This window comes from Chromobacterium sp. IIBBL 290-4, assembly GCF_024207115.1.
GTDB lineage: Bacteria > Pseudomonadota > Gammaproteobacteria > Burkholderiales > Chromobacteriaceae > Chromobacterium.
Genome location: NZ_CP100128.1, coordinates 932105 through 956864, shown reverse-complemented (window position 1 = coordinate 956864; position 24760 = coordinate 932105). Strand labels below are relative to the sequence as shown.

At 62.6% G+C, this 24760-nt stretch carries 22 protein-coding genes; 8 read left to right on the top strand and 14 right to left on the bottom strand.

Annotation, left to right across the window (positions count from 1 at the left end; translation table 11 throughout):
* Positions 1-19 precede the first annotated feature (19 nt).
* The 4 genes from hemF to NKT35_RS04340 all read right to left on the bottom strand — a co-directional run bounded on the left by hemF (position 20) and on the right by NKT35_RS04340 (position 4084).
* Positions 20-928, bottom strand: a complete 909-nt coding sequence (hemF, locus tag NKT35_RS04355; RefSeq protein ID WP_254299209.1) for an oxygen-dependent coproporphyrinogen oxidase — start codon at positions 926-928, stop codon at positions 20-22.
* Positions 929-1097: 169 nt separating this feature from the next.
* A complete protein-coding gene (locus NKT35_RS04350) occupies positions 1098-1916 on the bottom strand; it encodes an alpha/beta hydrolase (protein WP_254299207.1) in 819 nt (272 codons plus the stop codon).
* A 95-nt stretch (positions 1917-2011) separates the two neighbouring features.
* Positions 2012-3364 carry an ATP-binding protein gene (locus tag NKT35_RS04345; protein WP_254299205.1) on the bottom strand — a complete coding sequence of 451 codons (1353 nt, stop codon included), beginning with the start codon at positions 3362-3364 and terminating at the stop codon, positions 2012-2014.
* Positions 3365-3367: 3 nt separating this feature from the next.
* Entirely contained in the window at positions 3368-4084 is a 717-nt protein-coding gene (locus tag NKT35_RS04340; RefSeq protein ID WP_254299203.1) for a response regulator, read from the bottom strand.
* 176 nt (positions 4085-4260) lie between these two features.
* Here NKT35_RS04340 and NKT35_RS04335 point away from each other — a divergent pair, with 176 nt between their 5' ends.
* From NKT35_RS04335 to NKT35_RS04315, 5 genes are all read left to right on the top strand, one after another.
* Complete coding sequence (locus NKT35_RS04335; protein ID WP_254299201.1) at positions 4261-6327, top strand: carbon starvation CstA family protein; 2067 nt, start codon at positions 4261-4263, stop codon at positions 6325-6327.
* Positions 6320-6508 (top strand): YbdD/YjiX family protein, encoded by a 189-nt coding sequence (locus tag NKT35_RS04330; RefSeq protein ID WP_254299199.1) that lies wholly within the window; start codon positions 6320-6322, stop codon positions 6506-6508. The genes NKT35_RS04335 and NKT35_RS04330 overlap by 8 nt, the downstream gene beginning before the upstream one ends.
* A gap of 147 nt (positions 6509-6655) precedes the next feature.
* Entirely contained in the window at positions 6656-6838 is a 183-nt protein-coding gene (locus NKT35_RS04325) for a hypothetical protein (RefSeq protein WP_254299197.1), read from the top strand.
* A 108-nt stretch (positions 6839-6946) separates the two neighbouring features.
* Complete coding sequence (locus NKT35_RS04320; protein ID WP_254299196.1) at positions 6947-7417, top strand: hypothetical protein; 471 nt, start codon at positions 6947-6949, stop codon at positions 7415-7417.
* Between the two features lie 63 nt (positions 7418-7480).
* Entirely contained in the window at positions 7481-8074 is a 594-nt protein-coding gene (locus NKT35_RS04315) for a hypothetical protein (protein WP_254299195.1), read from the top strand.
* Between the two features lie 199 nt (positions 8075-8273).
* On the opposite strand, the gene NKT35_RS04310 is transcribed toward NKT35_RS04315, so the two are convergent.
* Positions 8274-9299: a YeiH family protein gene (locus NKT35_RS04310; protein ID WP_254299194.1), complete on the bottom strand. Its 1026-nt coding sequence runs from the start codon at positions 9297-9299 to the stop codon at positions 8274-8276.
* A 105-nt stretch (positions 9300-9404) separates the two neighbouring features.
* Between NKT35_RS04310 and NKT35_RS04305 the strand changes: the two genes are divergently transcribed.
* Positions 9405-10274, top strand: a complete 870-nt coding sequence (locus NKT35_RS04305; protein WP_254299193.1) for a LysR family transcriptional regulator — start codon at positions 9405-9407, stop codon at positions 10272-10274.
* A 54-nt stretch (positions 10275-10328) separates the two neighbouring features.
* Here NKT35_RS04305 and NKT35_RS04300 read toward each other — a convergent pair whose 3' ends face one another.
* The 5 genes from NKT35_RS04300 to arsC form a co-directional block, all read right to left on the bottom strand.
* A complete protein-coding gene (locus NKT35_RS04300; protein ID WP_254299187.1) occupies positions 10329-11861 on the bottom strand; it encodes a DHA2 family efflux MFS transporter permease subunit in 1533 nt (510 codons plus the stop codon).
* 12 nt (positions 11862-11873) lie between these two features.
* A complete protein-coding gene (locus NKT35_RS04295) occupies positions 11874-13022 on the bottom strand; it encodes an EmrA/EmrK family multidrug efflux transporter periplasmic adaptor subunit (RefSeq protein WP_254299186.1) in 1149 nt (382 codons plus the stop codon).
* Positions 13023-13035: 13 nt separating this feature from the next.
* Complete coding sequence (locus NKT35_RS04290) at positions 13036-14445, bottom strand: efflux transporter outer membrane subunit (RefSeq protein ID WP_254299184.1); 1410 nt, start codon at positions 14443-14445, stop codon at positions 13036-13038.
* Positions 14446-14534: 89 nt separating this feature from the next.
* The gene (locus NKT35_RS04285) at positions 14535-15035 is read right to left on the bottom strand and encodes a MarR family transcriptional regulator (RefSeq protein WP_254299182.1); all 501 of its coding nucleotides are present in this window, start codon (positions 15033-15035) and stop codon (positions 14535-14537) included.
* A 125-nt stretch (positions 15036-15160) separates the two neighbouring features.
* The gene (gene arsC, locus NKT35_RS04280; protein ID WP_254299180.1) at positions 15161-15511 is read right to left on the bottom strand and encodes an arsenate reductase (glutaredoxin); all 351 of its coding nucleotides are present in this window, start codon (positions 15509-15511) and stop codon (positions 15161-15163) included.
* A 167-nt stretch (positions 15512-15678) separates the two neighbouring features.
* Between arsC and NKT35_RS04275 the strand changes: the two genes are divergently transcribed.
* Positions 15679-16890 carry a multidrug effflux MFS transporter gene (locus tag NKT35_RS04275; protein WP_254299179.1) on the top strand — a complete coding sequence of 404 codons (1212 nt, stop codon included), beginning with the start codon at positions 15679-15681 and terminating at the stop codon, positions 16888-16890.
* A gap of 122 nt (positions 16891-17012) precedes the next feature.
* Here NKT35_RS04275 and NKT35_RS04270 read toward each other — a convergent pair whose 3' ends face one another.
* From NKT35_RS04270 to NKT35_RS04260, 3 genes are all read right to left on the bottom strand, one after another.
* Positions 17013-18227 carry a GumC family protein gene (locus NKT35_RS04270; protein ID WP_254299177.1) on the bottom strand — a complete coding sequence of 405 codons (1215 nt, stop codon included), beginning with the start codon at positions 18225-18227 and terminating at the stop codon, positions 17013-17015.
* Positions 18224-20104: an SLBB domain-containing protein gene (locus NKT35_RS04265; protein ID WP_254299175.1), complete on the bottom strand. Its 1881-nt coding sequence runs from the start codon at positions 20102-20104 to the stop codon at positions 18224-18226. The genes NKT35_RS04270 and NKT35_RS04265 overlap by 4 nt, the downstream gene beginning before the upstream one ends.
* Positions 20105-20179: 75 nt before the next feature.
* Positions 20180-23008, bottom strand: coding sequence for a YjbH domain-containing protein (locus tag NKT35_RS04260; protein WP_254299168.1), 2829 nt, complete (start codon positions 23006-23008; stop codon positions 20180-20182).
* A 319-nt stretch (positions 23009-23327) separates the two neighbouring features.
* Here NKT35_RS04260 and NKT35_RS04255 point away from each other — a divergent pair, with 319 nt between their 5' ends.
* A complete protein-coding gene (locus NKT35_RS04255) occupies positions 23328-23801 on the top strand; it encodes a hypothetical protein (RefSeq protein WP_254299166.1) in 474 nt (157 codons plus the stop codon).
* Positions 23802-23810: 9 nt separating this feature from the next.
* Here NKT35_RS04255 and NKT35_RS04250 read toward each other — a convergent pair whose 3' ends face one another.
* The gene (locus NKT35_RS04250) at positions 23811-24752 is read right to left on the bottom strand and encodes a homoserine kinase (protein WP_254299164.1); all 942 of its coding nucleotides are present in this window, start codon (positions 24750-24752) and stop codon (positions 23811-23813) included.
* Between the last annotated feature and the right edge of the window lie 8 nt (positions 24753-24760).

The window sequence follows — 24760 nt, the reverse complement described above, 5'->3', positions numbered from 1 at the left end:
CCTTTGTAACCGGGCAAGCTCACACCCAATCGCGCGGCGGCAGGAAGTCGGTGTAGAGCTTGGCTTCCGCGCTGCCCGGCTCCGGTTGATAGCCGTATTCCCAGCGGACCAGCGGCGGCATCGACATCAGGATGGATTCGGTGCGGCCGCCCGACTGCAGGCCGAACAGCGTGCCGCGGTCCCATACCAGGTTGAATTCCACATAGCGGCCGCGGCGGTAGAGCTGGAATTCGCGCTCGCGCGTGCCCCAGGCCGTGTCCTTGCGCTTGGCCACGATGGGCAGATAGGCGTCCAGATAACCGTTGCCCACCGCCTGCATGAAGGCGAAGCTCTGGTCGAAGCCCCATTCATTGAGGTCGTCGAAGAACAGGCCGCCGATGCCGCGCGCTTCGTCGCGGTGCTTCAGATAGAAGTATTCGTCGCACCACTTTTTGTAGCGCGGGTAGACGCTGTCGCCGAAAGGCGCGCACAGGCCGCGGGCCACGCTGTGCCAGTGCACCACGTCTTCCGCCACCGGGTAGAACGGCGTCAGGTCGAAGCCGCCGCCGAACCACCACACCGGCGCCTCGCCGTCCTTCTCGGCGATGAAGAAGCGCACATTGGCATGGCTGGTGGGCACGTGCGGATTGTTGGGGTGGATCACCAGCGACACGCCCATGGCCTCGAAGCCACGGCCGGCCAGCTCCGGCCGGTGGGCCGTGGCGGAGGCGGGCAGCGCGTCGCCGCGCACATGCGAAAAATTGACGCCGGCCTGCTCGAAGACCGCGCCGTCGCTCAGCACCCGGCTGCGCCCGCCGCCGCCGGCCTCGCGCTGCCAGGCGTCTTCCCGGAAACGGCCTTCGCCATCCGCGAGCTCTAGGGCGGAGCAGATGCGGTCTTGCAGGTCGAGCAGAAAGGCTTTTACGGCGTCGCTATGCGGATGGCTCATGGGTGGGTCCGTCAATTTCGGGAGAATGGAGCGATTGTAGCAGAGCGATCGCTGAGGCCGGCGGCTTGCAAAAGCGGGCGGCGGACAAAAAAATGCCCGCTTGGCGGCGGGCTGAATCATACAAAGGGATGAGGAAGAGGACCATCGCGGGGCGATGGCCGGTACAAAATCAGGCTGCCGCGAAGGCGGTCCAGCCGCAGCTTTCGGCCGTTTGTTTGGAAGTGACGGCGGTGTTGAAGAATTTCAAGCTGCGCGCCAGCACATCGTTGCGCTCATTGTCCACCATCACCATGTGGTAGCTGTTGGACAGCGGCATGAAGTCCACCGGGCCGCCCAGGTATTGCATCAGGTAATGGGCGGAGCGCGGGCTGGTGATGTCGTCTTCGTCGGCGTGGACGATCAGCGTCGGACAGGTGATTTCCGATACGTGGCGCAACAGTTGGCGGCGCAGGCCGTCCACTTCGCGGATGCAAACCAGCGGGATGTAGGCGTAGTGGAAGCGGTCGCCGCGCTCGAAGCGCTGCTGGATGGCCTTGCGGATGCGCGCGTTCTTGATGCCGAACGGCGACACCTCGGGCACGCGCATCTTCTGCGCCAGGCCCGGGATGTGGTAAACGGCGTGGCGCAGCCAGGTCAGCTTGGGCAGGCTCCAGCCGTCCAGGAACATCGGCGGCGCGTACAGGGCCAACTTGTCCTGATGGTTTTCCAGGCGGGCCACTTCCAGCGCCACCAAGCCGCCCAGGCACACGCCGGCCAGGTGCACCACCTTGTGCTTGGCTTTCAGCGCGCGGTACTCGGTGCGAATGCATTCCACCCACTCTTGCCAACGCACGCCCAGCAGGTCTTCCGGCTGGCCGCCGTGACCCGGCAGCACCGGCGTGTGGGTGACGATGTCGGCTTCTTCCAGGGTGCGGCCCAGCGCGCCCAGGTCGTAGGCAGTGCCGCCGAGGCCGTGTACCAGAAGCGCTGCCGGTCGAGTGGAAACCATTTCGCATAATCCTATGTGTCGATGCTTGGCATTATCCATAACTCGCACAAGGAGGTCTGTGGGTTTCCTGTCGCTGGATTGTGACGGTGAGTGACTTAATGCTCTTCGTGAGTCGGTTGGGCAATGATCATGCGGAAACGCGCGCCGCCCAGGTCTGAACCTTCGGCAATCGCCGCGCCCTGGTGGTGCTCCGCGATCAGCCGCACAAAGGACAATCCCAGGCCATGGCCGCCGGTGGCGCGGTCGCGGCTGCGGTCCAGCCGATGGAAGGGTTCGAACACTTTTTCCCTGTCTTCTTCCGGAATGCCGCAGCCGTCGTCGTCGACTTCGATCACCAATTGGCCGTCTTGATGGAACACGCGCATCCGCACTTGCTGCTGGGCATATTTGAAGGCGTTGAGCAGCAGGTTGCGGCTGGCGATGTACATCAGTTTGCGGTCGAAGTCGCCGAATTCATGCGGACATTCCAGCGTCAGCGCCAGACCAGCAGGCTTGAGCGGCGTCACCAGGTCGATCAGGTCGTCGAACCAGTCGAACAGGTCAATCGTCTCCAGGTGCAGCGGCACTTCGCTGCGCTTGAGCTTGGACAGCTCCATGCTGGTGCTGATCAGGTCTTCCAGTTCGTGCAGGTCGCGCTCCATGCCGTCGCGGTAGCGCTGCCATTCCGCCTGGTCTTCCTCCTCTTCCAGCATGGTCAAGCCGAAACGCAGCCGGGCGATGGGAGTGCGGATTTCGTGGGCGATGGCGTGCGACAGCGCCTGGCGGGTTTCCATCTGCCGCTCCAGCCGTTCCGCCATGCTGTTGAAGGCCAGCGGCAGCGGCGCGAACAGCCGGCTCTTGGCGGAGCGGGCGCGGGCGCTGAAATCGCCTTCGGCCAGCACTTCGGCGGTGCGGCGCACTTCCAGCAGGTCTTTCCACAGCGGCTGCAGGCTGAAATACAGCAGCGTGCCCAGCGTGGTGCCGGACAGCAGCATCCAGATCAGCAGCACTTCGATATCTTCGCTGATCCAGCTGCTGTCGCTGGACTGCACATCCAGCGGGCCGAAGGCCAGCAGCTTGGGGCTGCCGGAGAGCGGGGCGTAGAGAATCTGGTTGTCGCTGTCCAGATAGGGCAGGCCTATTTTCAGCACCGAGTCGGCGTCGGCGGCGAGCTCCGGCGGCAGTTTGTCCACCAGATGGATGGGATAGCTGAAATGGCTGGCCAGCGGGGCCAGCTGCGCGTTCCACTCGGCCTGGGGGTGGCTTTGCAGTTGCGCGCGCACCAGCGACACGGTGCCGTTCATGAACTGCACCTTGCTGGCCTGGTCGCTGTTTTCGTACAGCTTGGTCACCAGAAAGCCGAAGCCGATGATGATCAGCAGCTCCACCAGCATGGTGGCGAGAAAGTAGCGGGCGAACAGCGTGCCCAGCGACGGCTTGAGCCAGCCGCGCAGGTTCTTGGATGGCATTGTTTATTCCCAGTCGCTGCGCGAGAACAGATAGCCCTTGCCGCGCACGGTCTTGATCCGCGCCGGCGCGTCCGGGTTGTCGCCCAGCTTGCGGCGCAGGCGGGAGATGCGGGCGTCGATGGAGCGGTCCAGGCCATCGAAGCCGATGCCGCGCAATTCGCCCATGATGTCGTCGCGCGACAGGATCTGGCCGGCGTGCACGGCCAACAGCCACAGCAGGTCGAACTCGGCGGTGGTGAGTTCGATTTGCTCATTGCCTAGCCAGGCTTCGCGGGTGGCCTGGCTGATATTGAATTGGCCGAAGGCGACACTGTCGTTGCCCGCTTCGCTTTCGGCTTCGTCCGCGGCGTCGGCGCCGCCGCTGCGGCGCAGCAGGGCGCGGATGCGTGCCAGCAGCCGGCGCGGCTCCACCGGCTTGGCCAGGTAGTCGTCGGCGCCGAGCTCCAGGCCCAGGATTTCGTCCACGTCCTCATCGCGCGCCGTCATCATCAGGATGCGCCCGCCGTAGTGCGGCCGCACCTCGCGGCAGACGTCGAAGCCTTCCTTGCCGGGCAGCATCACGTCCAGCACCACCAGGTCGGGCTTGGATTCCAGTATCACGGCGGGCGCGGTGTCGCCGCGGCCGTGCAGGCTGACCTGGTAGCCATGTTTGGTCAGATAGGCGGCCACCAAGTCCGCCAGTCTCGCATCGTCTTCCACGATGAGAATGTGTTGAGCCATTGCATCCGTATCCGAATCGGTCCGCCAAAATATTAACACGCGCCTGAGCCGCTGACAGGCTTGAGTTTCGGGCGACATGCCGACAGAATCAAGATATAGAACCACGCCCGGACATGCGGCCGGCAGATGGGCTGCCGCCGTCAAAAGCTGGGGGAGATAGAGAACAGGGACTCCTTATGCAACAGATCAAGCAGTGCGTCGTCTGGCTGCTGGTGGCGCTGGCGGGGGCTACGGCCTTCGCCATGGTGGCGCTCAACCGCGGCGAGACGATCAATGCGGTATGGCTGGTGGTGGCCGCTTTGTCGGTTTACGCCATCGCCTATCGCTTTTACAGCCGCTTCATCGCCGACAAGGTGCTGGAGCTGGACGCGCGCCGGTTGACGCCGGCGGAAAAATTCAACGACGGGCTCGATTACGTGCCCACCAACAAATGGGTGGTGTTCGGCCACCACTTCGCCGCCATCGCCGGCGCCGGTCCGCTAGTGGGCCCGGTGCTGGCCGCGCAGATGGGTTATCTGCCCGGCACGCTGTGGATTCTGGTCGGCGTGATGCTGGCCGGCGCGGTGCAGGATTTCCTGACGCTGTTCCTGTCGATGCGCCGCGACGGCAAGTCTTTGGGCGAGATGATACGCCAGGAGATGGGCGACATCGCCGGCGTGATCGCGTCGATAGGCGTGCTTATGATCATGGTGATTCTGCTGGCGGTGCTGGCCCTGGTGGTGGTGAAAGCCTTGGCCGACAGCCCGTGGGGCACCTTCACCATCGCCTGCACCATCCCGATCGCCCTGTTCATGGGCGTGTATACCCGCTACATCCGGCCGGGCAAGATAGGCGAGGTGTCGGTGATCGGCTTCATCCTGCTGATGCTGGCCATCGTCTATGGCGGCGATGTGGCCAAGAGCGCAACTTTGGCGCCGTTGTTCACGCTGAAGGGCACCACGCTGGCCTGGACGCTGATAGGCTACGGCTTCATCGCCTCGGTGCTGCCGGTGTGGCTGCTGCTAGCGCCGCGCGATTATCTGTCCACCTTCCTGAAGATAGGCACCATTGTCGGCCTGGCCATCGGCATTCTGATCGTGGCGCCGCAGCTGCATATGCCGTCTGTCACCAAGTTCATCGACGGCAGCGGCCCGGTGTTCTCCGGCAACCTGTTCCCCTTCCTGTTCATCACCATCGCTTGCGGCTCGGTGTCCGGCTTCCACTCGCTGGTGGCCTCCGGCACCACGCCCAAACTGGTGGAGAATGAAACCCAGGCTCGGATGATAGGCTACGGCGCCATGCTGGTGGAGAGCTTCGTCGCCATCATGGCCTTGATCGCCGCGTGCGTGCTGGATCCGGGCGTCTATTTCGCGATGAACAGCCCGGCGGCCTTGATCGGCAAGACCGCGGTCGACGCAGCGCAGGTGATTTCCAGCTGGGGCTTCGTCATTACGCCTGACACGCTGACGCAGCTGGCGTCCGATGTGGGCGAGCACACGGTGCTGTCGCGCGCCGGCGGCGCGCCGACGCTGGCGGTGGGCATGGCCCACATCCTGTCCGGCGTGATCGGCGGCAAGACCATGATGGCCTTCTGGTATCACTTCGCCATCCTGTTCGAGGCCTTGTTCATCCTCACCACTGTCGATGCCGGCACCCGCGTGCTGCGCTTCATGATCCAGGATCTGCTGGGCGTGTTCATCAAGCCGATGGCCAACACCGAATCGTGGATGGCCAACCTGGTGGCCACCGCGCTGGCGGTGTCGGCCTGGGGTTATTTCCTGTACCAGGGCGTGGTGGATCCGCTGGGCGGCATCAATACCTTGTGGCCGCTATTCGGCATCGCCAACCAGATGCTGGCCGGCATCGCGTTGACGCTGGCCACCGTGGTGCTGGTGAAGATGCAGAAAACCCGCTACGTATGGGTGACGGCGCTGCCGACCGCCTGGCTGCTGCTGGCCACGCTGACCGCCGGCTGGCAAAAGCTGTTCGACGCCAGCCCCAAGATCAGCTTCCTGGCACATGCCGACAAGTTCTCCGCCGCCGTGGCCAAGGGCGAATTGCTGGCGCCGGCGAAGAGCATGGCGCAAATGCAGCAAATCATCTTCAATGATTATGTGGACGCCACATTGACCGGCCTGTTCATGGCGGTGGTGTTGGCGATGCTGGTGTTCGGCATCCATGTGATCCGCAAGTCGCTGGCGGTGAAATGGGTGACGGCCAAGGAAGTGCCGGCGGTATACCGGCAAGGAGGCGCCAATGGCTGAATGGTGGCGGGCGGCGGTGACGACCGCCCGGCTGATGGTGGGGCAGCGCGATTATGACTTGTATGTCAGCCGTCGCCGCCGCTTCGACCCGGAGGCCCAGGTGATGAGCCGCGAGGAATTCTTCCGCTATTGCCAGGAGCAGCGCTATGGCGGCAAAAGCATAAAGAAATGCCCTTGCTGAAGGTTGGATGTTCAATGTAGGGAACGGTTTGATCCAAGCGATCGTGTGAACAAATGCCGATCTGCGCAGCAGGGCTCCTCAAACGCCGCGAGCAAGTCTCGCGGCGTTTTTCATTCCGCTTCCCGATCGGCATGCCGGAGGATCTGGATGTCTGTATCGACCGTTCGCGTCCACGCCGATGGGTTCTACGCAGCGCCGGATAGGGCAAGTTCGTCCGCATTGTGCCAGGCCGGCCTTCATTTGCAGTGGTTTGAGAGTTTTCCTGCTGGCGCGGCGGGGCAGGCCGGATTGCATCTCGGCAATCGCGAAGCGGTTATGAAGAGCATTTAATTTCCCCATTTTTTTGAATATCTGAATTTTCTGATTGATGGGTTATGCTGCGAGATCTTTTCACTCGTCAGGACGCCCGCATCGAGATGCGCGTCGCCTATGGAAGACATGACTGATTCTACATTTGAGACTCCCATTCTGACCCGCTTGCTGGAGGGCGGAGTCATTGACCAGCCGATTTACGAGGCGGCGCGGAGCAAGCTGCAGGCGCTGGAGAAAGAGCCGTTCGCCACGCTTGGCGAGGGATTGCATTGGCTGGTGGAGCAAGAGGTGTTGAGCCTGCCGCAGTTGGGGGAGATAGAGGACAAGGCGGACATGGAGGAAGGGTTCGCCTCCAATGAATTGCGCCGGCAGGCATTGGATGAATGCGGCGAGGTGCTGGCGCAGCGAATCGCTTTACGTCGCCAACAGGAGGCGATTTCGTTTGGCGACTTGTTTCCCGGACCCTGGTGGGCGTGGCTGCTGGGCGTCGGGGCGCTGGTCGGCGCGGCGTGTTGGTATTTCCTGACGCCGGCTGCAGTGCCGAGCTGCGATGAGTCCGAGGTGACGAGCGCGATTCGCGCGGGCTTGTTTACGTAGCAGATTCGCCAGCAGGTCAGCCAAGCGCATCTGCCGGGGGGCCGCGAGGCGAAGAGCCTCAATATGTTTTCGTCAAAACTGGAGCAGATTAAAGAAGTCGGCCATATCCAGTCGGAGGGTTCGCGCGCTTGCGTGGCAACGCTGGTTGTGGATAAGGCGCAGTTGCCGATTGCCTACGAAGTGAAGGAGAAAGGCGACGATTTCTACGTAGAGGGCCGCAATGAGCGTCTTCTGCGGGCTCGATACGCTCAGGTGGATTCGGAAGGCGGCTTGCCGGAGCTTGGCAAGCCGTTGGGCAGGGAGGGCGTGCGGCAGGCATTTCTGCAGGGCGTGGATGGGTATGACAAGCTGAGCGGCGCGGGGGCTATCGCGCTGGCGCGCATGCGCGGAGAGGAAGCCAAGCCGGAGTCCGCGGTGAAGGATGTATTGGCGCTGAACAACTGCGTCCAGGGGGAGGGAGGCGTCTGGCGCTGTAAGCTGATGGCTGAATATCGCGATCCCTTGATGGCCGCTTTTGGCCGCGAAGGCGCGTTGGTGCTGGAGGGCGAGTTTGGCTTTGTCCGGGAGAGGAAGGGCTGGCGTCCTGAGGATCAGTTCAGAGAGCGCTTCGCCGAGGCGCTGGTGCAAAGCCGCTTGGCCAGCTTGAGGGGACAGTAGCGGGCCGGCTCCTCGTCGCTTGATGATGCCGAGGCATCCGACGCTCGCGGGGACGAGGCTGGCGCGCGGCTAAGCGTAAAGCGGCGCAGTCGCCAGGCATCGTTCCCGATCTGGCGGACTGCAGTTTTGTAGATGCCGGGGGAGGCGAGTCGTGTCGCCCATCTTGGGCAGGCAGGGCCGCCTAATGGAGAATTTAAGCTTAATGCAGCAAGGCGAGCACGCCGGCATTGATCAGTCCGCCGCCTACGATCAGCCAGCCAAACAAGGCGCTGGCCAACAGCAGCGGCTTGGCGCCGGCCTGGCGGATGGCGGAGATGTGGGTGGTGATGCCCAGCGCGCCCATCGCGGCGGCCAAGAGCAGGTTGTCCAGAGCGATGATCTGTTGCAGCAGCGCGTGCGGCAGCAGGTTGAAGGAGTTGAAGCCGGCCACGGCGAGGAAGGCCACAGCGAACCAGGGGATGGAGATGGGCTGCTTTTGCGCTTGGCCGCCGCTGTGCTTGCCCGCCAGCCAGGCGGACAGGCCGATCAGGAACGGCGCCAGCATCATCACCCGTATCATCTTGGTGATCACCGCGGTGTTCATCGCCGCGTCGCTGACTGATTTGCCGGCGGCGACCGCCTGGGCGACCTCATGGATGGTGGAGCCGGCGAACAGGCCGTAGCTGAATTCGGAAATGCCCAGGTGGCGCACCGCCTCGAACATCAGCGGCCACAGGAACATGGCGGCGGTGCCGAACACCACCACGGTCGCCACCGCTACCGCCACTTTTTCGGCATGCGCCTTCACCACCGGTTCGGTGGCCAGCACCGCGGCCGCGCCGCAGATCGAGCTGCCGGCGCCGATCAGGATCACGCTCTGTTCGTCCAGGCCCAGTTTTTTGCGACCCAGCCAGAAGGCCAGGAAGAAGGTGGAGGTCAGCACCAGCGCGTCGATCAGCACGCCGGAGAAGCCGACGGCGGCGATGTCTTGAAAAGTGAGCTTGAAGCCGAACAGGATGATGCCGGCGCGCAGCAGCTTCTGCTTGGAGAAGGTGATGCCGTGGTGGCTGGGTTCGGCGATGAAACGATAGAAAGTATTGCCCAAGATCATGCCGCCGATGATGGCGATGGTGAGGGCGGAAAAGCCCAGGCTCTTCATCGCCGGCAAGTCGGCCGCCCAGATGGCGGCGCCGGCGAGGCCCAGCGACAAAGCCAGACCGGGGATAAGATTGCGATAATTAGTCATATGCTCATACCTCTTCGATATATGGCTAACGATACGCGGGTCCGTCTAAGTAGAAAAACGGATAAAATTAATATGTACAATTAGAAAAACTGTTTAGGAGGCGGCATGAGTTTGCGCATCAGCTTGCGAGAGCTGGAGGTGTTCGCCGCGGTGGCGGAGCTGGACACGGTGACGCGCGCCGCCGAGCGCGTGGCCTTGACGCAATCGGCGGCCAGCCAGGCGCTGGACAAGCTGGAGCAAGGCTTGGGCGTCAAGCTGTTCGACCGCGTCGGCCGCCGGCTGCTGATCAACGAGCATGGCCGGCTGCTGTTGCCGCGCGCCCGCGCCTTGCTGGACGCGGCGGGGGATGTGCAGAACCTGTTCCACGGCGGCGAGCTGGCCTTGCGCATCGGCGCCAGCACCACCATCGCCAATTATCTGCTGCCGCCCTTGCTGGCCGCCTTCCGCCAGGATTGGCCGCAGGCGCGGCTGGAGCTGGAGGTGGCCAATACCCGCGACATTGTCGAGGCGGTGGCGGCATTTCGCGTCGATTTCGGCCTGATCGAGGGCCCTTGCCATCATCCTGAGCTCTTGGCCACGCCTTGGCGGCAGGACGAGCTGCTGGTGTTCGCCGCCGTCGATCACCCGTTGGCCGGCCGCAAGGTGGCGGCGGACGAGCTGGCCGACGCGCCGTGGATATTGCGCGAGGCGGGCTCAGGCACGCGCGAAGAGGTGGAGCGGGTGTTGCTGCCGCATTTGAACCGGCTGGCCATCAGCATGGAGCTCGGCCATTCCGAGGCCATCAAGCACGCGGTGGCGGCGGGGCTAGGCGTCAGTTGCCTGTCGCGCCATGTGGTGGCGGACTTGCTGGCTGCCGGCGGCATCGTCGAGCTGGACGCCGACCTGCCCTTGCTGACCCGCACCCTGTTCCGCATTCAGCACCGCGACAAATCGGTGAGCCGGGGAATGGAGGCATTCGACGGCTTTTTGCGATGAAAAACGGGCAAAACCTCAGTCGAGGTTTTGCCCGTTTTGCCATGGACGGCAGGATTAATGCGCGCCGCTGTCGCCGCCGGCGGCGCTGAATGGCGGCTTGGCGAACCACACCAAGGCGATCAGCAGCACGAACAGGATGCCGGAGACCCAGAAGATCTCGTTGGCGGCCATGATGTAGCCCTGCTTGGTGATCTGCAGCTGGGTCAGCGCCTGCTGCTGGCTGCTGCCCAGCCCCAGCTTGCTCATCGAGCTGAACCAGGACACCGATTCCGGATCGTACTGCGTCACATGCTCGGTCAGCTTGGAGTGGTGCAGCGCCTCGCGGCGGTCCCACATCGTCGTCGTGATCGAGGTGCCGATGCTGCCCGCCAGAATCCGCAGAAAGTTCGACAGGCTGGACGCGCTGGCGATCCGCGACGGATGCAGGCCGGACAGCGTGATCGTCGTCAGCGGCATGAAGAAGCAGGCCACGCCTATGCCTTGCACCACTTGCGGCCACACCACATAGGAGAAGTCCATGTCGGTGTTGAAGTTGCTGCGCCAGAAGAAGCAGAGCGCGTAGACGCTGAAGCTGACCGTCACCACCCAGCGCATGTCCCAGCGATGCGCGTTCTTGCCTATGATGGGCGACAGCACCACCGGGATCAGGCCGATAGGAGCGGCGGCGAGGCCGGCCCAGGTGGCGGTGTAGCCCAGCTGGGTCTGCAGCATCAGGGGCAGCAGCACCACCGCGCCGAAGTACAGCATGAAGCCCAGGCTGATGGCGACGGTGCCGACGGTGAAGTTGCGCTGGCTGAACAGCGACAGATCGACGATGGGGTGTTCCTCGCCCAGCTCCCAGATCACCAGATAGACCAGCGCCAGCACGGCGACTACGGCCAGGGTGACGACCTCGGCGGAGTTGAACCAGTCCAGCTCCTTGCCGCGGTCCAGCACCATCTGCAGCGAGCCGACGCCGATCACCAGCAAGGCCAGGCCGATCTTGTCGATGGGCAGGTCCACGGTGTCGGTTTCGCGCGGCTTCAGGATGCGCCAGGAGATGAAGGCGGCCGCGAGGCCCACCGGCACGTTGATGAAGAAGATCCAGCCCCAGTGCCAGTTGTCGCTGATGACGCCGCCCAGAATCGGGCCGAACACCGGCGCGACGATCACCGTCATCGCCCATAGTGCCAGCGCCATGCCTTTCTTGGCTGGCGGATAGCAGGACAGCAGCAGACTCTGCGACAGCGGAATCATCGGGCCGGCCACCGCGCCTTGCAGCACGCGGAAGAAAATCAGCATTTCCAGGCTGCTGGACATGCCGCACAGCCAGGAGGTCAGCACGAACAGCAAGGTGGAGGCGGTGAACAGCTTCACCTCGCCGAAGCGCTTGGCCAGCCAGCCGGTCAGCGGCACCGAGATGGCGTTGGCCACGCCGAAGGAGGTGATCACCCAGGTGCCCTGGCTGGTGGCCGCGCCCAGGTTACCCGAAATGGTGGGCAGCGCCACGTTGGCGATGGTGGTGTCCAGCACTTGCATGAACACCGACATCGACAGCGCCAGCGTGATCCAGACCAGTTTCGAGCCGGTCAGTGGCGGATGGTTCATGGGCGCGGGTCCTTATTTGCCGGCATTGGCGGCCAGGATGTCGGCCACCAGCTTGTCGGCCTGTTTCAGATCCGGCAAGGCGCTGTTGTTCTCGCTAGGCGCAGCGGCAGGCGCGGCCTCGGCCAGCGATTTGCCGTCCTGGTTGCGGGTTTCCACCACCACGTCCATGGACAGGCCAACGCGCAGCGGATGGTCTTTCAGGTCCTGCGGATCCAGCGCGATGCGCACCGGCACGCGCTGCACTACCTTGATCCAGTTGCCGGTGGCGTTCTGCGCCGGCAGCAGCGAGAAGGCGCTGCCGGTGCCGGCGGACAGGCCTTGCACCTTGCCGTGGTAAACCACTTTGCTGCCGTACAGATCGGATTGCAGCTCCACCGGCTGGCCGACGCGGATCTTGGCCAGCTGGCCTTCCTTGAAGTTGGCGTCCACCCACAGGTTTTCCAGCGGCACCACGGCCATCAGCGGCGTACCGGCGGCGATGCGTTGGCCCACTTGCACATTGCGGCGGGCGATGGTGCCGGCCAGCGGCGACTTGATCTCGGTGCGCTGCAGCGCCAGCCAGGCTTCCTTCAGGCGGCTGGCGGCGGCTTTGACGGCCGGCTGCTGCGCCAGCTCGTCCTTGCCGACCAGCGCAACGCCGGCCTTGGCTTGCTCTTGGGCTGCGGTCAGCGCGGCTTGGGCGGCGGCGACGGCGTCATTGGCGTGGCCCAGTTCTTCAGCCGACATCGCTTCGCTGCCGGCCAGCTGTTTGCGGCGTTTCAGGTCGGCTTCGGCGCGGGACAGTTCCGCCTCGCGCAGCTTGACCTGGGCATCCAGTTGCTGGGTATTGGCCATCAGCTGGCGGGTCTGGCGCACGGACTGGGCGAACTCGTTGCGGGCGCGTTCAAAGGCCAGTTTGGCGTCGCTGTCGTCGTAGCTGGCCAGCACCTGGCCGGCCTTGACGGCGACCGTGTCGTCCACCAGCACCTTGGCGATGGTGCCGCCCACTTCCGGCGTCACTTGCACCAGATGGCCGCCGACATAGGCGTCGTCGGTGCCTTCCTGATGGCTCAGCACCAGGCTCCAATAGGCGCCGTAGCCTACGGCGATGGCGGCGAACAGCGTGGTGGCCACCAGCAGGTTGCGCTTGCGGCTCTTGGCGGTTTCTATTTTTTGATCCATTTGATGTGTGTCCTTAGCGGGTGGCGGGCTGGGAGTCGAAACCGCCGCCCAGCGAGGTGTTCAGTGCGGCCCAGGCGAGACGGTGGGAGGCCTGGGCGTCGAGATAGCCGGATTGCTGGTTCAGCAGCGCGTCTTGGGCGTCCAGCAGCGACAGCTTGTTGACCAGGCCGGCGCGCAGGCGCGAGGCCATGGCGTCGCTGGCCTTGCGGCTGCTGTCCAGCGCGCGCTGGGCCTGAGCCAGCTGGCGTTGGCTGTTCTGCCAGCCGCTTACCGCGTCGGCGCCATCGCGCAGCGCGTCCAGGACAGTCTGGTTGTACTGTTGCACCGCCATGTCATAGCCGGCTTGTTGCTTGGACAGATTGGCCTGCAACTGGCCGGAATGGAAGATGGGCAGGCTGATGGCCGGCATGAAGCCCCACAGCGAGGATTCGCTCTTCCACATCTGGCTCAGGTCCAGCGTGCTCTGGCCGGCGAACACCGTCAGCTTCACGTTGGGGTAGAACTCGGCGCGCGCTTCCTTCACCGATTCGCTCATGGCTTCGACGCGGGCGCGTTGGGCGGCGATATCGGGACGGCGGCCCAGCAGATTGGCGTCTAGCTTGTCCAGCGCTGGCGCGGGCGGGGCGCTCAGCGGCGCGGCGTCTAGCTGCGCGACGGCTTGCGGGCCCTGGCCGGTCAGCGCGGCCAGCGCGTGGCGGCTGCGCTCGATATCGGTTTGCAGCGCGCTTTGCTGTTGCTCCAGCTTCTCAATCGACACTTCGTTGCCGCGCTGGTTGTCGCCCGGCAGCAGGCCGGCGTTGATGCGGGCCTGGGTCAGCGACTGGCGGCTGTGCGCGACGGCGAGCCGTTGGCCGATCAGCTTGGCCTGGGCCTGGCTGCGCTGCAGCTGGGTGTATTGGGCGATGACGGCCTGTGTCAGCAGCAGGCGGGTTTGCTGGCCTTCATAGGCGATGGCCTGTTGCTGGCCCAGCGCGGCGCTGACGGCGGCGTGGTTCTTGCCCCAGAAGTCGAACTCCCAGCTGCCGACCAGCGCCGCGGTGTAGGCGGTGATGTGCTGTTGTCCGAGCAGAGGCTGCAAGGGATCGTAATGGATGTTGGCGGCATTGGCGGTGGCGTCCAGTTGCGGGCCGTCCTTGCTTTCGACGATGCCTACGGCGGCGCGGGCCTGGCGCAGGCGCGCGGCGGCCAGTTTCAGAGACGGCGCGTCTTTCAGCGCGGTTTCTACCAGCCGGTCCAGCGCGGGGTCGTTCAGTTGCTTCCACCAGGCGGCGCTGACGGATTCTTTGCCGGGCGCGGCCAATTTCAATTGTTCGGCGGATAGCGCCTGGTCCGGGGCGACGTCGGGCCCGAAACCGGCGCAGCCGCTGAGCACGGCGCTGAGCAACAGCGCCCCCGCGGCATGGGGCCAAGATATCTTGTTCACCTTGTCGGTCTCCATCGTGATGTGTGTGATGGTGATTTATCTTGTGATAATCACATACGTTATTAATTTCGCGAAAAAAAGCGCCGCGCTCAACCGCCGAGCTTGGCCAGCAGCTTGCGCATCAGCTTTTCCAGCATTTGTTTTTCTTCCTGCGCGAAATCGGCCCACAGTTCGCGGTGCACTTCGCGCGAATAGGGCAGCAGGCTTTCCACCAGCGCGACGCCGGCGGGCGTCAGCTCCAGGACGATCTTGCGTCTGTCCTCGGCGCTGGCTGAGCGCACCGCCCAGCCCTTTTTCTCCAGTTCATCGGCGATGCGGGTGGCATTGGTGCGCGACGAATCCAGGGTTTCGCTGATGTCGGATGGGTTCAGCGTCTGGTTCGGACAGGCGTACAGCGCCAGCAGCGCCATCCACACGGTTTCGTTCAGGCCGTGCTGCTTCAAGGTGTCTCCCATATAGGAAGACAGCCTGGGAACGATGTGGAACATCAGGCGGGTCAGAATCACTTCCTGGCGCGGCACGCCGGGAAAGCGGGCTTCGACGCGGCTGATCGCCTGTTCCAGTTGAGCGAAGGATTTATTTGGGTGCATACCGCGTATTTTGTAACGTGCGGTATTATTTTTCAAGTGACAATAAACGAGTTGACGCTCAGGGCGCGCCGGCTGTGGCGGGAAAGTTGCAATGGCGACAGTTTGCCGCCATTGTTATCAAAGGCTTATGGTTCTATCAGCGTCAGCACTTGCTCGGGCGGCCGGCCGACGACGGCTTTGTCCGCCGCGATGGCGATAGGCCGTTCGATCAGGTTGGGATTGTCCACCATGGCGGCGATCAGGTGCTTGCGCTCCAGCGTGATGTCGTCCAGGTAGAGGTCGGCGTACTCTTCCTCTTTGGTGCGCATCAGCTCTCTGGGCTCCATGCCCAGCAGATCCAGCAGTCGGTCCAGCTCTTCTATGCTGGGCGGATGTTTCAGATATTCGACGATTTCCACTTCGGCGCCGGCCTCTTGCAGCAGGGCCAGGGCGGCTCGCGACTTGGAACATTTGGGATTGTGATACAGGCGAATCATGCGGTTTCTCCCTTGTTGTGGGTAGTCCCGCTTCGCCAGGCCGCGGGACGGTTTGGAAGATGTGGGCATCGTGGCATGAAAGCGGCTTGGTGCCAAGTCGGCGCGCCGGGTTTGGCAATTTCAATGCATATGGTTACCATTCAATTATTCTTCATATTGATCGCATCATGTCCGCCCGCCACCGCAATCACCTAGGCTTGGCTTTTCTGCTGGCCGCCTTGTCCACGCTTGGTCCGTTCTCCATCGACACCTTCCTGCCCGCCATCAGGGCGATAGGTGACAGTTTGAACGCTTCGCCGCTGCAGATGCAGCAGGCCTTGACCGTATATCTGTTTTGCTATGCGCTGATGATGCTGTGGCATGGCGCGATCTCGGATGCCATCGGCCGGCGGCCGGTAGTGCTGGCGACGTCATTGTTATTCGCCTTGGCGTCGATAGGCTGCGCGCTGTCGCAGAGTCTGGGATCGTTGCTGCTGTTCCGGGCGCTGCAAGGCTTGTGCGGCGGGGCCGGCCTGGTGGTCGGCAGAGCGATCATCCGCGACAAGCTGGAAGGCGCGGCGGCGCAGCGGCTGATGTCGCAAGTGACTATGTTGTTTTCCTTGTCGCCGGCCATCGCGCCGGTGATAGGCGGCTGGCTGTTCGGCGCTTTCGGCTGGCATTCCATCTTCGTGTTCATGGGGCTCATTGGTCTGGCGCTGTTCACCTTGTGCTGGTTCGGCCTGGAGGAGACGCATGGCCCGGCCTCGCGCCAGCCCTTGCATCCGCGGACCTTGCTGTCCAATTACTGGAAGGTTTCGAGCCAAACCGAATTCCAGCTGCTGACGGCGGCGGTGTCGTTCAACTTTGCCGGCTTTTTCCTGTATGTGCCCTCGGCGCCGGTGTTTTTGATGCAGCATCTGCATCTGGGGCCGACGCAATTTTTGTGGCTGTTTGGTCCGGCGGTGTCCGGCATCATGTTCGGCGCGTTTTTATCGGGCCGGATGGCGGGGCACTTTTCCGCCCGGCAGATTGTTTCGCGCGGGTATTGGCTGATGTTCATCGCCGCCGCCTGGAACCTGGGATACAACCTGCTGGCGCCGCAATTGGCGCTGCCTTGGGCGGTGTTGCCCTTGGCGCTGTACACCACCGGCATGTCCTTGGCGGCGCCGTCGATCACGCTGATCTTGATGGACCAATTTCCCCATCTGCGCGGCACGGCCTCATCCATGCAGGGTTTCTTCCAGACCATGATGTCCAGTCTGGTGGCCGGCGCCTTGGCGCCCCTGGTTTGGTCCAGTCCTTTGAGATTGTCCGCGACCATGTGTTTGCTGCTGGTTTTGGGTTTCGTTTGCCGCAGCGGATATCGTTTGAGGCTGGCGGCGAAGGCGAAGGCCAGCTGAATCCCTGTCGGCGTTGCCGCGCGGAGAATCACGCCATGCGCTTGGCGCGGATGGAAAGCGAAAACCGCCTGCCGAAAGACAGGCGGTTCTGGTGCCTCGCGCGATGGCGTTTATCCGGGCGTCTAGTTCTCGCTTTTCAGCGCGGGGGTCAACTCTTCGCGCGGGAGCCGGAATTGGGCTTCGGCCTCTCGCAGATTGGCGCGCAAGAGCCCGCTTAGCACGCCGAATGCCAATCCTATCAGCAGCGCGCCGCCGAGGATGAGCATCCGTTTCGGCTTGCTTTTGAGTTCCGGCGGGATGGCGGTGTCCAGCACCTGGATCAGCGAGGAATCCTTGGCTTCGTCTATCTTGGCCAGCTCATACTGTTTGGACAACAGTTCGAAGATGGTTTCCTGATACTTCATTTCCCGCAGTTTGCGCATGTATTCCAGGCCGCTTTGCGCGAACTTGCCGGTCGGCACCAAGAGATCGCCCTGCGCGCGCTGGCCGGTTTCCATTTTCGCCAGCTGTTCGCGCAAACCGGCCAGCTCTTGCTGCGTTTTGATGTAGGCGGGGTTCTGCGAGGTGGCATAGCTCTTCATCGCTTCCAGCTGGACTTCCTTGGCCGCGATGCTGGCGCGCAGCTGCGTGACCGAGGCGACGATGGCGGGCAGCTGGCCTTCCGGCTGCACGATGCCGGTGGACTCCTGGGTCTGGCGCAGGGCGGCTTCCGCCGCCGCTAACTGGTCCTTGCTGTCTTTCAACTGCTGCTCGAAAAACAGGCGGCGCTTGGCGGCATCGGTGACGGCCAGTTTCTGGTTCATCGTCTTCAGCGCGTCCACATAGGCGTTGGCCAGCGTGGCGGCGAAGACCGGGTCGTAGTCATCGACGCTGACGCTGATCAGGCCGTCCTTGCCGTTGACCATTTCGGATTGATGCTCCAGTACTTTTCTGGTGGCGTCGAGCGTTTCTTGATCATAGCGTTGCCGCAACTGGAACTTGGCGATGAGTTGATCGGCGACGGTGCGGCTTTGCAGCATGCCGATGTACAGCGCGGCGGGGCTTTTCAGCCCGGCAAGATTGCCGGCTGCGCCAGCCAGCCCGCCAAGTTGTCCCAACAGGGCGCTGGCATTGCTGCTTTGCTGCTGCGGCGGCAGGATGCTGGCGGTGGCGGTGAACACCGGCCGCGCCAACAGGCAGTAGAGCAGCGCGGCGCCGCCGAACAGGGCGGTGCAGCCCAGGATCCAGAGCTTCTGTTGCGACAGGCGGGCAAAGAAGGCGAGCAAATCTATGGCATCGTCGTACTGCCCGTTGGATGCGGCGCGCGCCGGCGATCCCTTCATATCAGGTTGGTTCATTTCAGCACCTTCAAGCCAGCGGCGCCCAGGCCGAATTGATAGAGTATCGAGGTCCATTCTTTAAGCGACTGCACCCAGCTGCCGGTGTTCAGGTCCTCCGGCACGACGACGGTGTCGCCGGGGTTGATGCGCATGCCGCTTACATTGCCGAACCAGCCGCTGTTGTTGCTGCTGGCGACGGTGCCGTCAGCACGCAGAACATAGGTGGAGGATTTGTCGGCGCTTGGCGTGGCGCCGCCGGCCAGCGAGAGGTAGTCGCTGACATTCCGCTGCGGCCGGTAGATGAAGGCGCTGGTCTGGTAGACCGCGCCCAGCACGTTGACGGTGCCCGGGCGCTGCGGAATCTCGATCTTGTCGCCGTCTTTCAGCTCCAGATCCGGCAGATCCTTGGCTTCAGCCGTGCCATCCTTCATTTCCAGCACCACACGGCCTTCGGCGCGGATGGTGCGCATCTTCGCCGCCAGCCGGCGCTGGCCGTCGACCTCGGCATTGGCCGCGGCGATGGCGTCTTTGTCGGTCAGTTTCGCCAGCTTGACCGAGGCGTTCTGTTCCAGATCTTTCTCAAAGCGGGTGGCGACTTCGTCCAGCTTCTGCTGCTGCATCTCGCGTATGCTTTCGCGCTTGAGCTCGGTGCCGAATATATAGCCGTTTTCGCCGGCGCCGCCCAGCCGCATCAGCAGTTGCCTGAGGGTCTCGCCTTTGCGGAGCTGGAAGGTGCCGGTCGTTTTGGCCTCGCCGCTGACCGTGACGAACTGTTCGCCCTTCCTCACGGTAACGGCTTGGGCATTGGGAACGTTGAGGCGGAAGATGTCGCCGGCCGCTAGACTGATCTGCCGCAGCGGCGCGGGATCGGCCAGAACCGAGGCCTGCTTGACGAAGCGGTTGTCCACGCTTTTTTCGATCAGCAACTCCTTGCCCTCCGCCGCGGACTCCAGCCCACCGGCCCAGCGCAGCAGGTCTGCGCTGGTTTCGCCGGGTTTGAACTCGTAAATCGCCGGCGTTTTCACATCGCCCAGCAGGGCCACGCGCGGACCGGCGGCGGGAATCTGGATCACATCGCCGTCGCGCAGGGATTGATCCGCCGATTTATCGCCATCCACCAGAATGCTGTATAGGTCTACAGTGGCGACTTCCTTGCCGTCGCGCATCAGCTTCACTTGGCGCAGGCTGCCGCTGTCATTGGGGCCGCCGGACTGCAGCAAGGCGTTCAGCACGGTGCTCATCCCATTCAGGGTGTAGCTGCCCGGCTGTCTGGCATGGCCGACCACGTAAATTTGCACCGAGCGGTTTTGCAGCAGGCTGACGCTCAGGTCGAAGTTATTGAACACTCGGCTGACGCTTTTCTTCAGCACGCCTTGCAAGTCGCGGTATTTCACGCCGGCGACGGAGATGCCGCCCACTCGCGGCAGGTAGATGGCGCCGTTGCGGTCCACCGTCAGCGTCAAGTCTATGTCCACCATGCCCCAGCCCTTGATTTGCAGCTGGTCGCCGCTGCCTATCACGTAGTCTGGATTGACCTGGGTGTTGGCAAGCGAGTCGAAGCGATAATTGGGGTTGTTGAACAAACGGCTGCCGAACATGGGCAAAATCTTATCGGCGGCTTGTTTGACGTACTCGGTGAAGGGCGGCAGCTTGGACAGGCCATTTTTGTCCAGGGGATAGCCGTTTTCATCCAGGCCATAGAATGGGGCCGCGCGTAGCCGGCTTTCTCCCGAGGAGGGGGGCTGGGCGTTGTTTCTCCCGGCGAAGGATGGCTGGCCATTGATGGACGGCAAGCCCGTGCCGTCGCTGCCGAGCGATGCCTGGGAGTCTATGGCGGAATAGGGATTGCCGTCTGCGGGATAGCCGCCGGCGGCGAACAGCGGCGAGGCGCTCATCAGCCAGCATAGAGCCAGCAGAGGTTTTACCGGTAGATTGCAACGCTTCATATTCCTGACCCCTCTGATGAACGCTTATTGGATAGGGACATTCACTTGAACGCCCACCTGCTTCGGCGTGAGCAACAGATTGCTTTGATAGCGGCTGTTATCACGCTGCGCTTGCCATAGCCAGTTGCCCGCCACATAGCCCAGCACGCTGCCGGCCGCGACGTCGGAGAACCAGTGATCGCGGCTGGCGACTCTGCCGGCTGCGGCCAGCGCCGCTAGGCCGTACAGCCAGGGTTGGTTGTACTCTTTGGCGAAGGGCGTGACCGTGGCGAACAGGAAGGCTGCATGATTGGAGGTGAAGCTGCTTTGCCAGCGGGACACCCCGCCAGCTTGAGCATTCCAGGCGCTGTTGTCGTTGCCGGGGCGTTCTCTGTTGACGGTGTACTTGAGCGCCTCGCTGCCGGCCACCGCCAGGGCTCCGGATTCCAGGGCGATCAGCCCGGTGTTGCTCAGCCGGCTGTCGCCAAGCGCGAAGGCGGCACCGGACAGCGCTGCGGTCACATAGGGCAGATCTTTGCCCAGCTTGCCCCAGTCTTTCACCAGTCGGTTTTGCTCATGATTCTGGAAGAATTGATTCATGGATTTATCGCCAGCCGCTGCGGCGGCCACGGCAAGCACCGCAAGGCTGAAGCCGGCGGTCTTCTCATCCATGTTCAGCCATTGGGCGCCGGAATCGTCCAGCCGCATTTTGACTACGGGCCAGGGGTTGTAGTCTGGGACGGGGGGCGTGACTTGCGGCAGATTCTGCTCGTCAGGACGCTCGGCGAAATTGCCTAACCCATCGTAAGCGTTGATGTCGCGCTTGGGATTGCGAAGGATTTCGTACAGATCGCCCGGCGTCATCACCATCTGGCCGACGTCGCGCGTCCAGGGCGAAAGCGAGAAGTCGCCGATGTTGCGGGAGTCGAAGGTCAGGAGGCTGTTGAGCGGAATGGAGAAGAAGACGCCCTTGTCGTTATAGGGTTTGGATGGCGTGCCCGGGGAGGTGGTGTCATGACCATTGGTCACGGTATACCAGAAACCGGCTTCAATGCCGGATTGGAAGCGGCGCGAAAGCTCGAAGCGGACGCCGTCGTCCTTGGCCAGGAAACGTCCGCCGCGCATGGTGGCGGTCATGCCCATGGGCAACTGGTAGTGCAAGGAGGCGATCGCGGTGATCGTTTGGTAGTCGCGCTTGCCGAACCATCCTTTGAAGTCACGTTGCTGCAAGGCATCCACGGCCAGATCGGCTGCCCAGTTTGATGTGAAGCTGGGGTAGTAAAGAATCTGGCCGCCGGCGCCGCGGAACATTTCTTCGTAAATGCCGGCGGACGCGCGGGCATACAGATTGGAGCCCAGCGTCATGTATTGATTGAGCAGCAATCGGTTGAGCTTGGGGGGGTTCACTCTTTTGTAATCGGCGATGTCCGAGCGCACGTGCGGCAGCAAGCTGTTGGACGGCTGGGTGACTTGGGTGATGGTGTTGGCCAGGTCCGCGCTCAGTGCGCTGTCCAGATACAGGCCTTTGTCCAGCCGGCGCTTGTAAGTGGCCTCAGCCATGATGTCGTAGTGGAATGCGCCGCTGGGATCGTTGAAGTAAACGCCCATCTTGGGCGCCAGATGGAAGTGATTGTCTTCGGTGTCGTCGCTGGTGACCTGGATCAGATCGGCTTCTTGATTGGTCAGCAGATTGACATTGATGCCCTGCTTCAGCGATTGCGCCAATGTTTGGCTGTCCAAGGGTTGAAGTTCCTCGTCCCGGCCAGGCTTGATATTGACGGTTTCCAGGAAGCGCGTCCGGTCTGCTTTTCCAAGCAGATAGTCATTGAGCGTTTGCAGATCGTAGAAGTTGTAGGTGGCGACCGGCTGTTCAAGCTCGGTATAAACCACCCGGATTTCCCTGGTTTCCAACGGCGCGAAGTATAGGGCGGTTCTGACCGCGCGGCCGACGGCGCGGCCGACATTGGATATCTGGCTGTTGCTCAGCTCCATCACCAGCGTGTCGCGCTGCATGGCGATGCGGATGTTTTTGAAGTCTTGCTTGCCAAGCGCCGTGGCCAGCTGGCGGGCTCGGGCGCTGTCATCGTTCCACTGCTCCAGCGTCGGCCGGGCTGGAATGTCGGGGCCGCCGCTGAAATAGGCGGGCTCCTGTATCTTGGGGACATATTCCTTTACGTTCAATGGTATGTCTACATGGGCATTGATGATGGGCACCGAGCCCTTCTGCGCCCAAGCCATTTGCAGACCCAGCCAGCCCCATTGATATTCGAGGCCTACGGCAGGCCCTTTGTTGCGCTTTTCGGTGGCATAGGTTTGTATGCCGTATGGCGCCGGGTCTTGAGGGTAGTTGTTGGCGTCGTATTCGGCGACCAGCGACCAGTTGGGCAAGAAAGACGGCGTGTAGCGCAAACCGCCGAACATGCCTTGGATGCGGCCCGAGCCATGGCCTATCGTGGCTTCCAGGCCCGGCAGCACTTGCTTGGTCGCGATGAGGTTGGTGCCTTTCCAAAGCCGGTTGCCTTGGATGTCGTTCAGGCCGAGCGAAACTTCCGGCAACCAGGTTGTTTCTTCCAGCAAGCGGAATTTGGTATCGATGGCCTTGTCTTTGTATCGGCCATAGCCTCCGCCGTATTGCTGATTCTGGAAGCCTTCAACGTCTGCGATGGAGGTGTAGCGTCCTGACACTTCCAGCCAGGGCAGGAGGGTGAGGGAGGTCCAAAGAATGCCGTATGGCTTGTCATAGCCATAGCCGAAACTGAGGGTGCCATCATTGCCCACGCGGGCGGAGGGCATGTTGATATAGCCCATCTGGCCGGTTAGCGATGGCTGTGCGATGGCGCCGCAGGCGAATAGCAGCGGGACCCCTTTTTGCAATACCCCTATCGCAAAATGACTTCTGGTTTTTTTGCGCATCAAAGCTACCCAGATTTTTGTGTTTATGCTGCAGCCATCAAGCGCGAGGGCTGCGCTGATCAATGTGCTAGGCATTGACCTATCTTGGATGAGTGTTGCGGCGTTACAGGTTTTTCAGGTGTTGCAGATCAAGCGAGGAGTGCGGGGACGCTAAAGCCTGGAATAAGCTGGCCCATCATGCCCGGCTATTTTCTAGCTACAGCGACAAGGCCGCGTGGCGGTGAATAGGCGCCAAACAGACTGTCAGCTGCTAAGCAGTCTGCCTGGCGTAGATGTAGCCTTGCGGTCCGCGACCACTATTGGCTTAGTGGTGAGTCGCAGCGGAGTGGGAGGACGAAGAGTTGCTGTTGCTGGATACCGCGACGGCCGCGGCAACCGCCGCGCCGATGGCGGCAATGGTGCCGACGCTGAGTCCGGCGATGCCCGCGGTAGTGCCGGCGATGCCTGCGGTGCCGACAGTACCCGCCGTGCCTGCAGTACCAGCCGTGCCCGCGGTGCCCGCAGTGCTAGTGGTGGTTGTACCTGCTTCCTCACCAGCCGCAAAGGCAGGCGAAACAAGAGCGGCGGAAAAAGCGAGGACAATGATTTTCTTCAGCAGCATGATGAATCCTTTACTCAACGTTGGACCACGGAAAAGAAGGAACCGCCACTACCTATGCTGGATGATAGGCAGGATTCCGTATTTTTCAAGTCGTTCCTGCTGATGTTTGATATGAAAAAAACATTTCAAAACAAGGCATTCATCATGCTGTAGCCTGAATGGCTAGACCATCCAGAAGTCAAGGCGCTTGGCGTGGGCTGCCAGCAACCGCTGGAAGACGGCCGGGTCTTTGGTATAGGTCAGATCGCCCTCCACCGGCTGATGCAGATCATGGAGCCTGGATACCCAGAAGCGCAATGCCGCGGCCCGCAACATGACTGGCCAGCAGGCTTTTTCGTCCTCGGTCAGCGCGCGCTCGGACTGGTAGCCTTCCAGGAAGGCGCGGGCGAGGCTGTCGTCCAGCTCACCGTTTTCCAGGCGCGCCCAATCGTTGACGGCGATGGCGATGTCGTACAGCAGCACATCGTTGCAGGCGTAGTAGAAATCGATGAAGCCGCTGATCTTGTCGCCGTCCATCAGCACATTGTCGCGGAACAGGTCGGCATGGATCACGCCGGATGGCAGATGATCGAAGCGATGGCTGTCCTGCAGCTGGATTTCCTGGCGCAGCAGCGCGGCGGTTTCCGCGTCCAGCAGCGGATAGAGCTGCTGCGCGGCCTGGCTCCACCACCGCGGGCCGCGCGGATTGCGCATTTTCAGCGGGAAGGTGGCGGAGGCCTTGTGCATCTGCGCCAGCATTTCGCCCACTGCGCGGCATTGCGCGGCGCTGGGTTGGCTGACGTCCGCGCCGCTCAGGCAGGAAACCAAGCTGGCCGGTTTGCCGGCCAGCGGGGACGCGAAATGGTCGGTATGGTCGGCGATGGGGGCGGGACAGGCTACGCCGTGTTTGGCCAGGTGGCTCATCAGCGACAGGTAGAACGGCAGCTCGTCCAGTTGCAGCGTTTCGAACAGCGTCAGCACGTAGCGGCCGTGCGTGGTGGTGACGAAGTAGTTGGTGTTGGTGATGCCCGCCGCGATGCCTTGCAGCTCAAGCAACTGCCCCAAGGCGTAACCCTGCAGCCAGTTTTGCAGCGATTCCCGGCTGACCGTGGTGTAAACCGACATGCGAACTC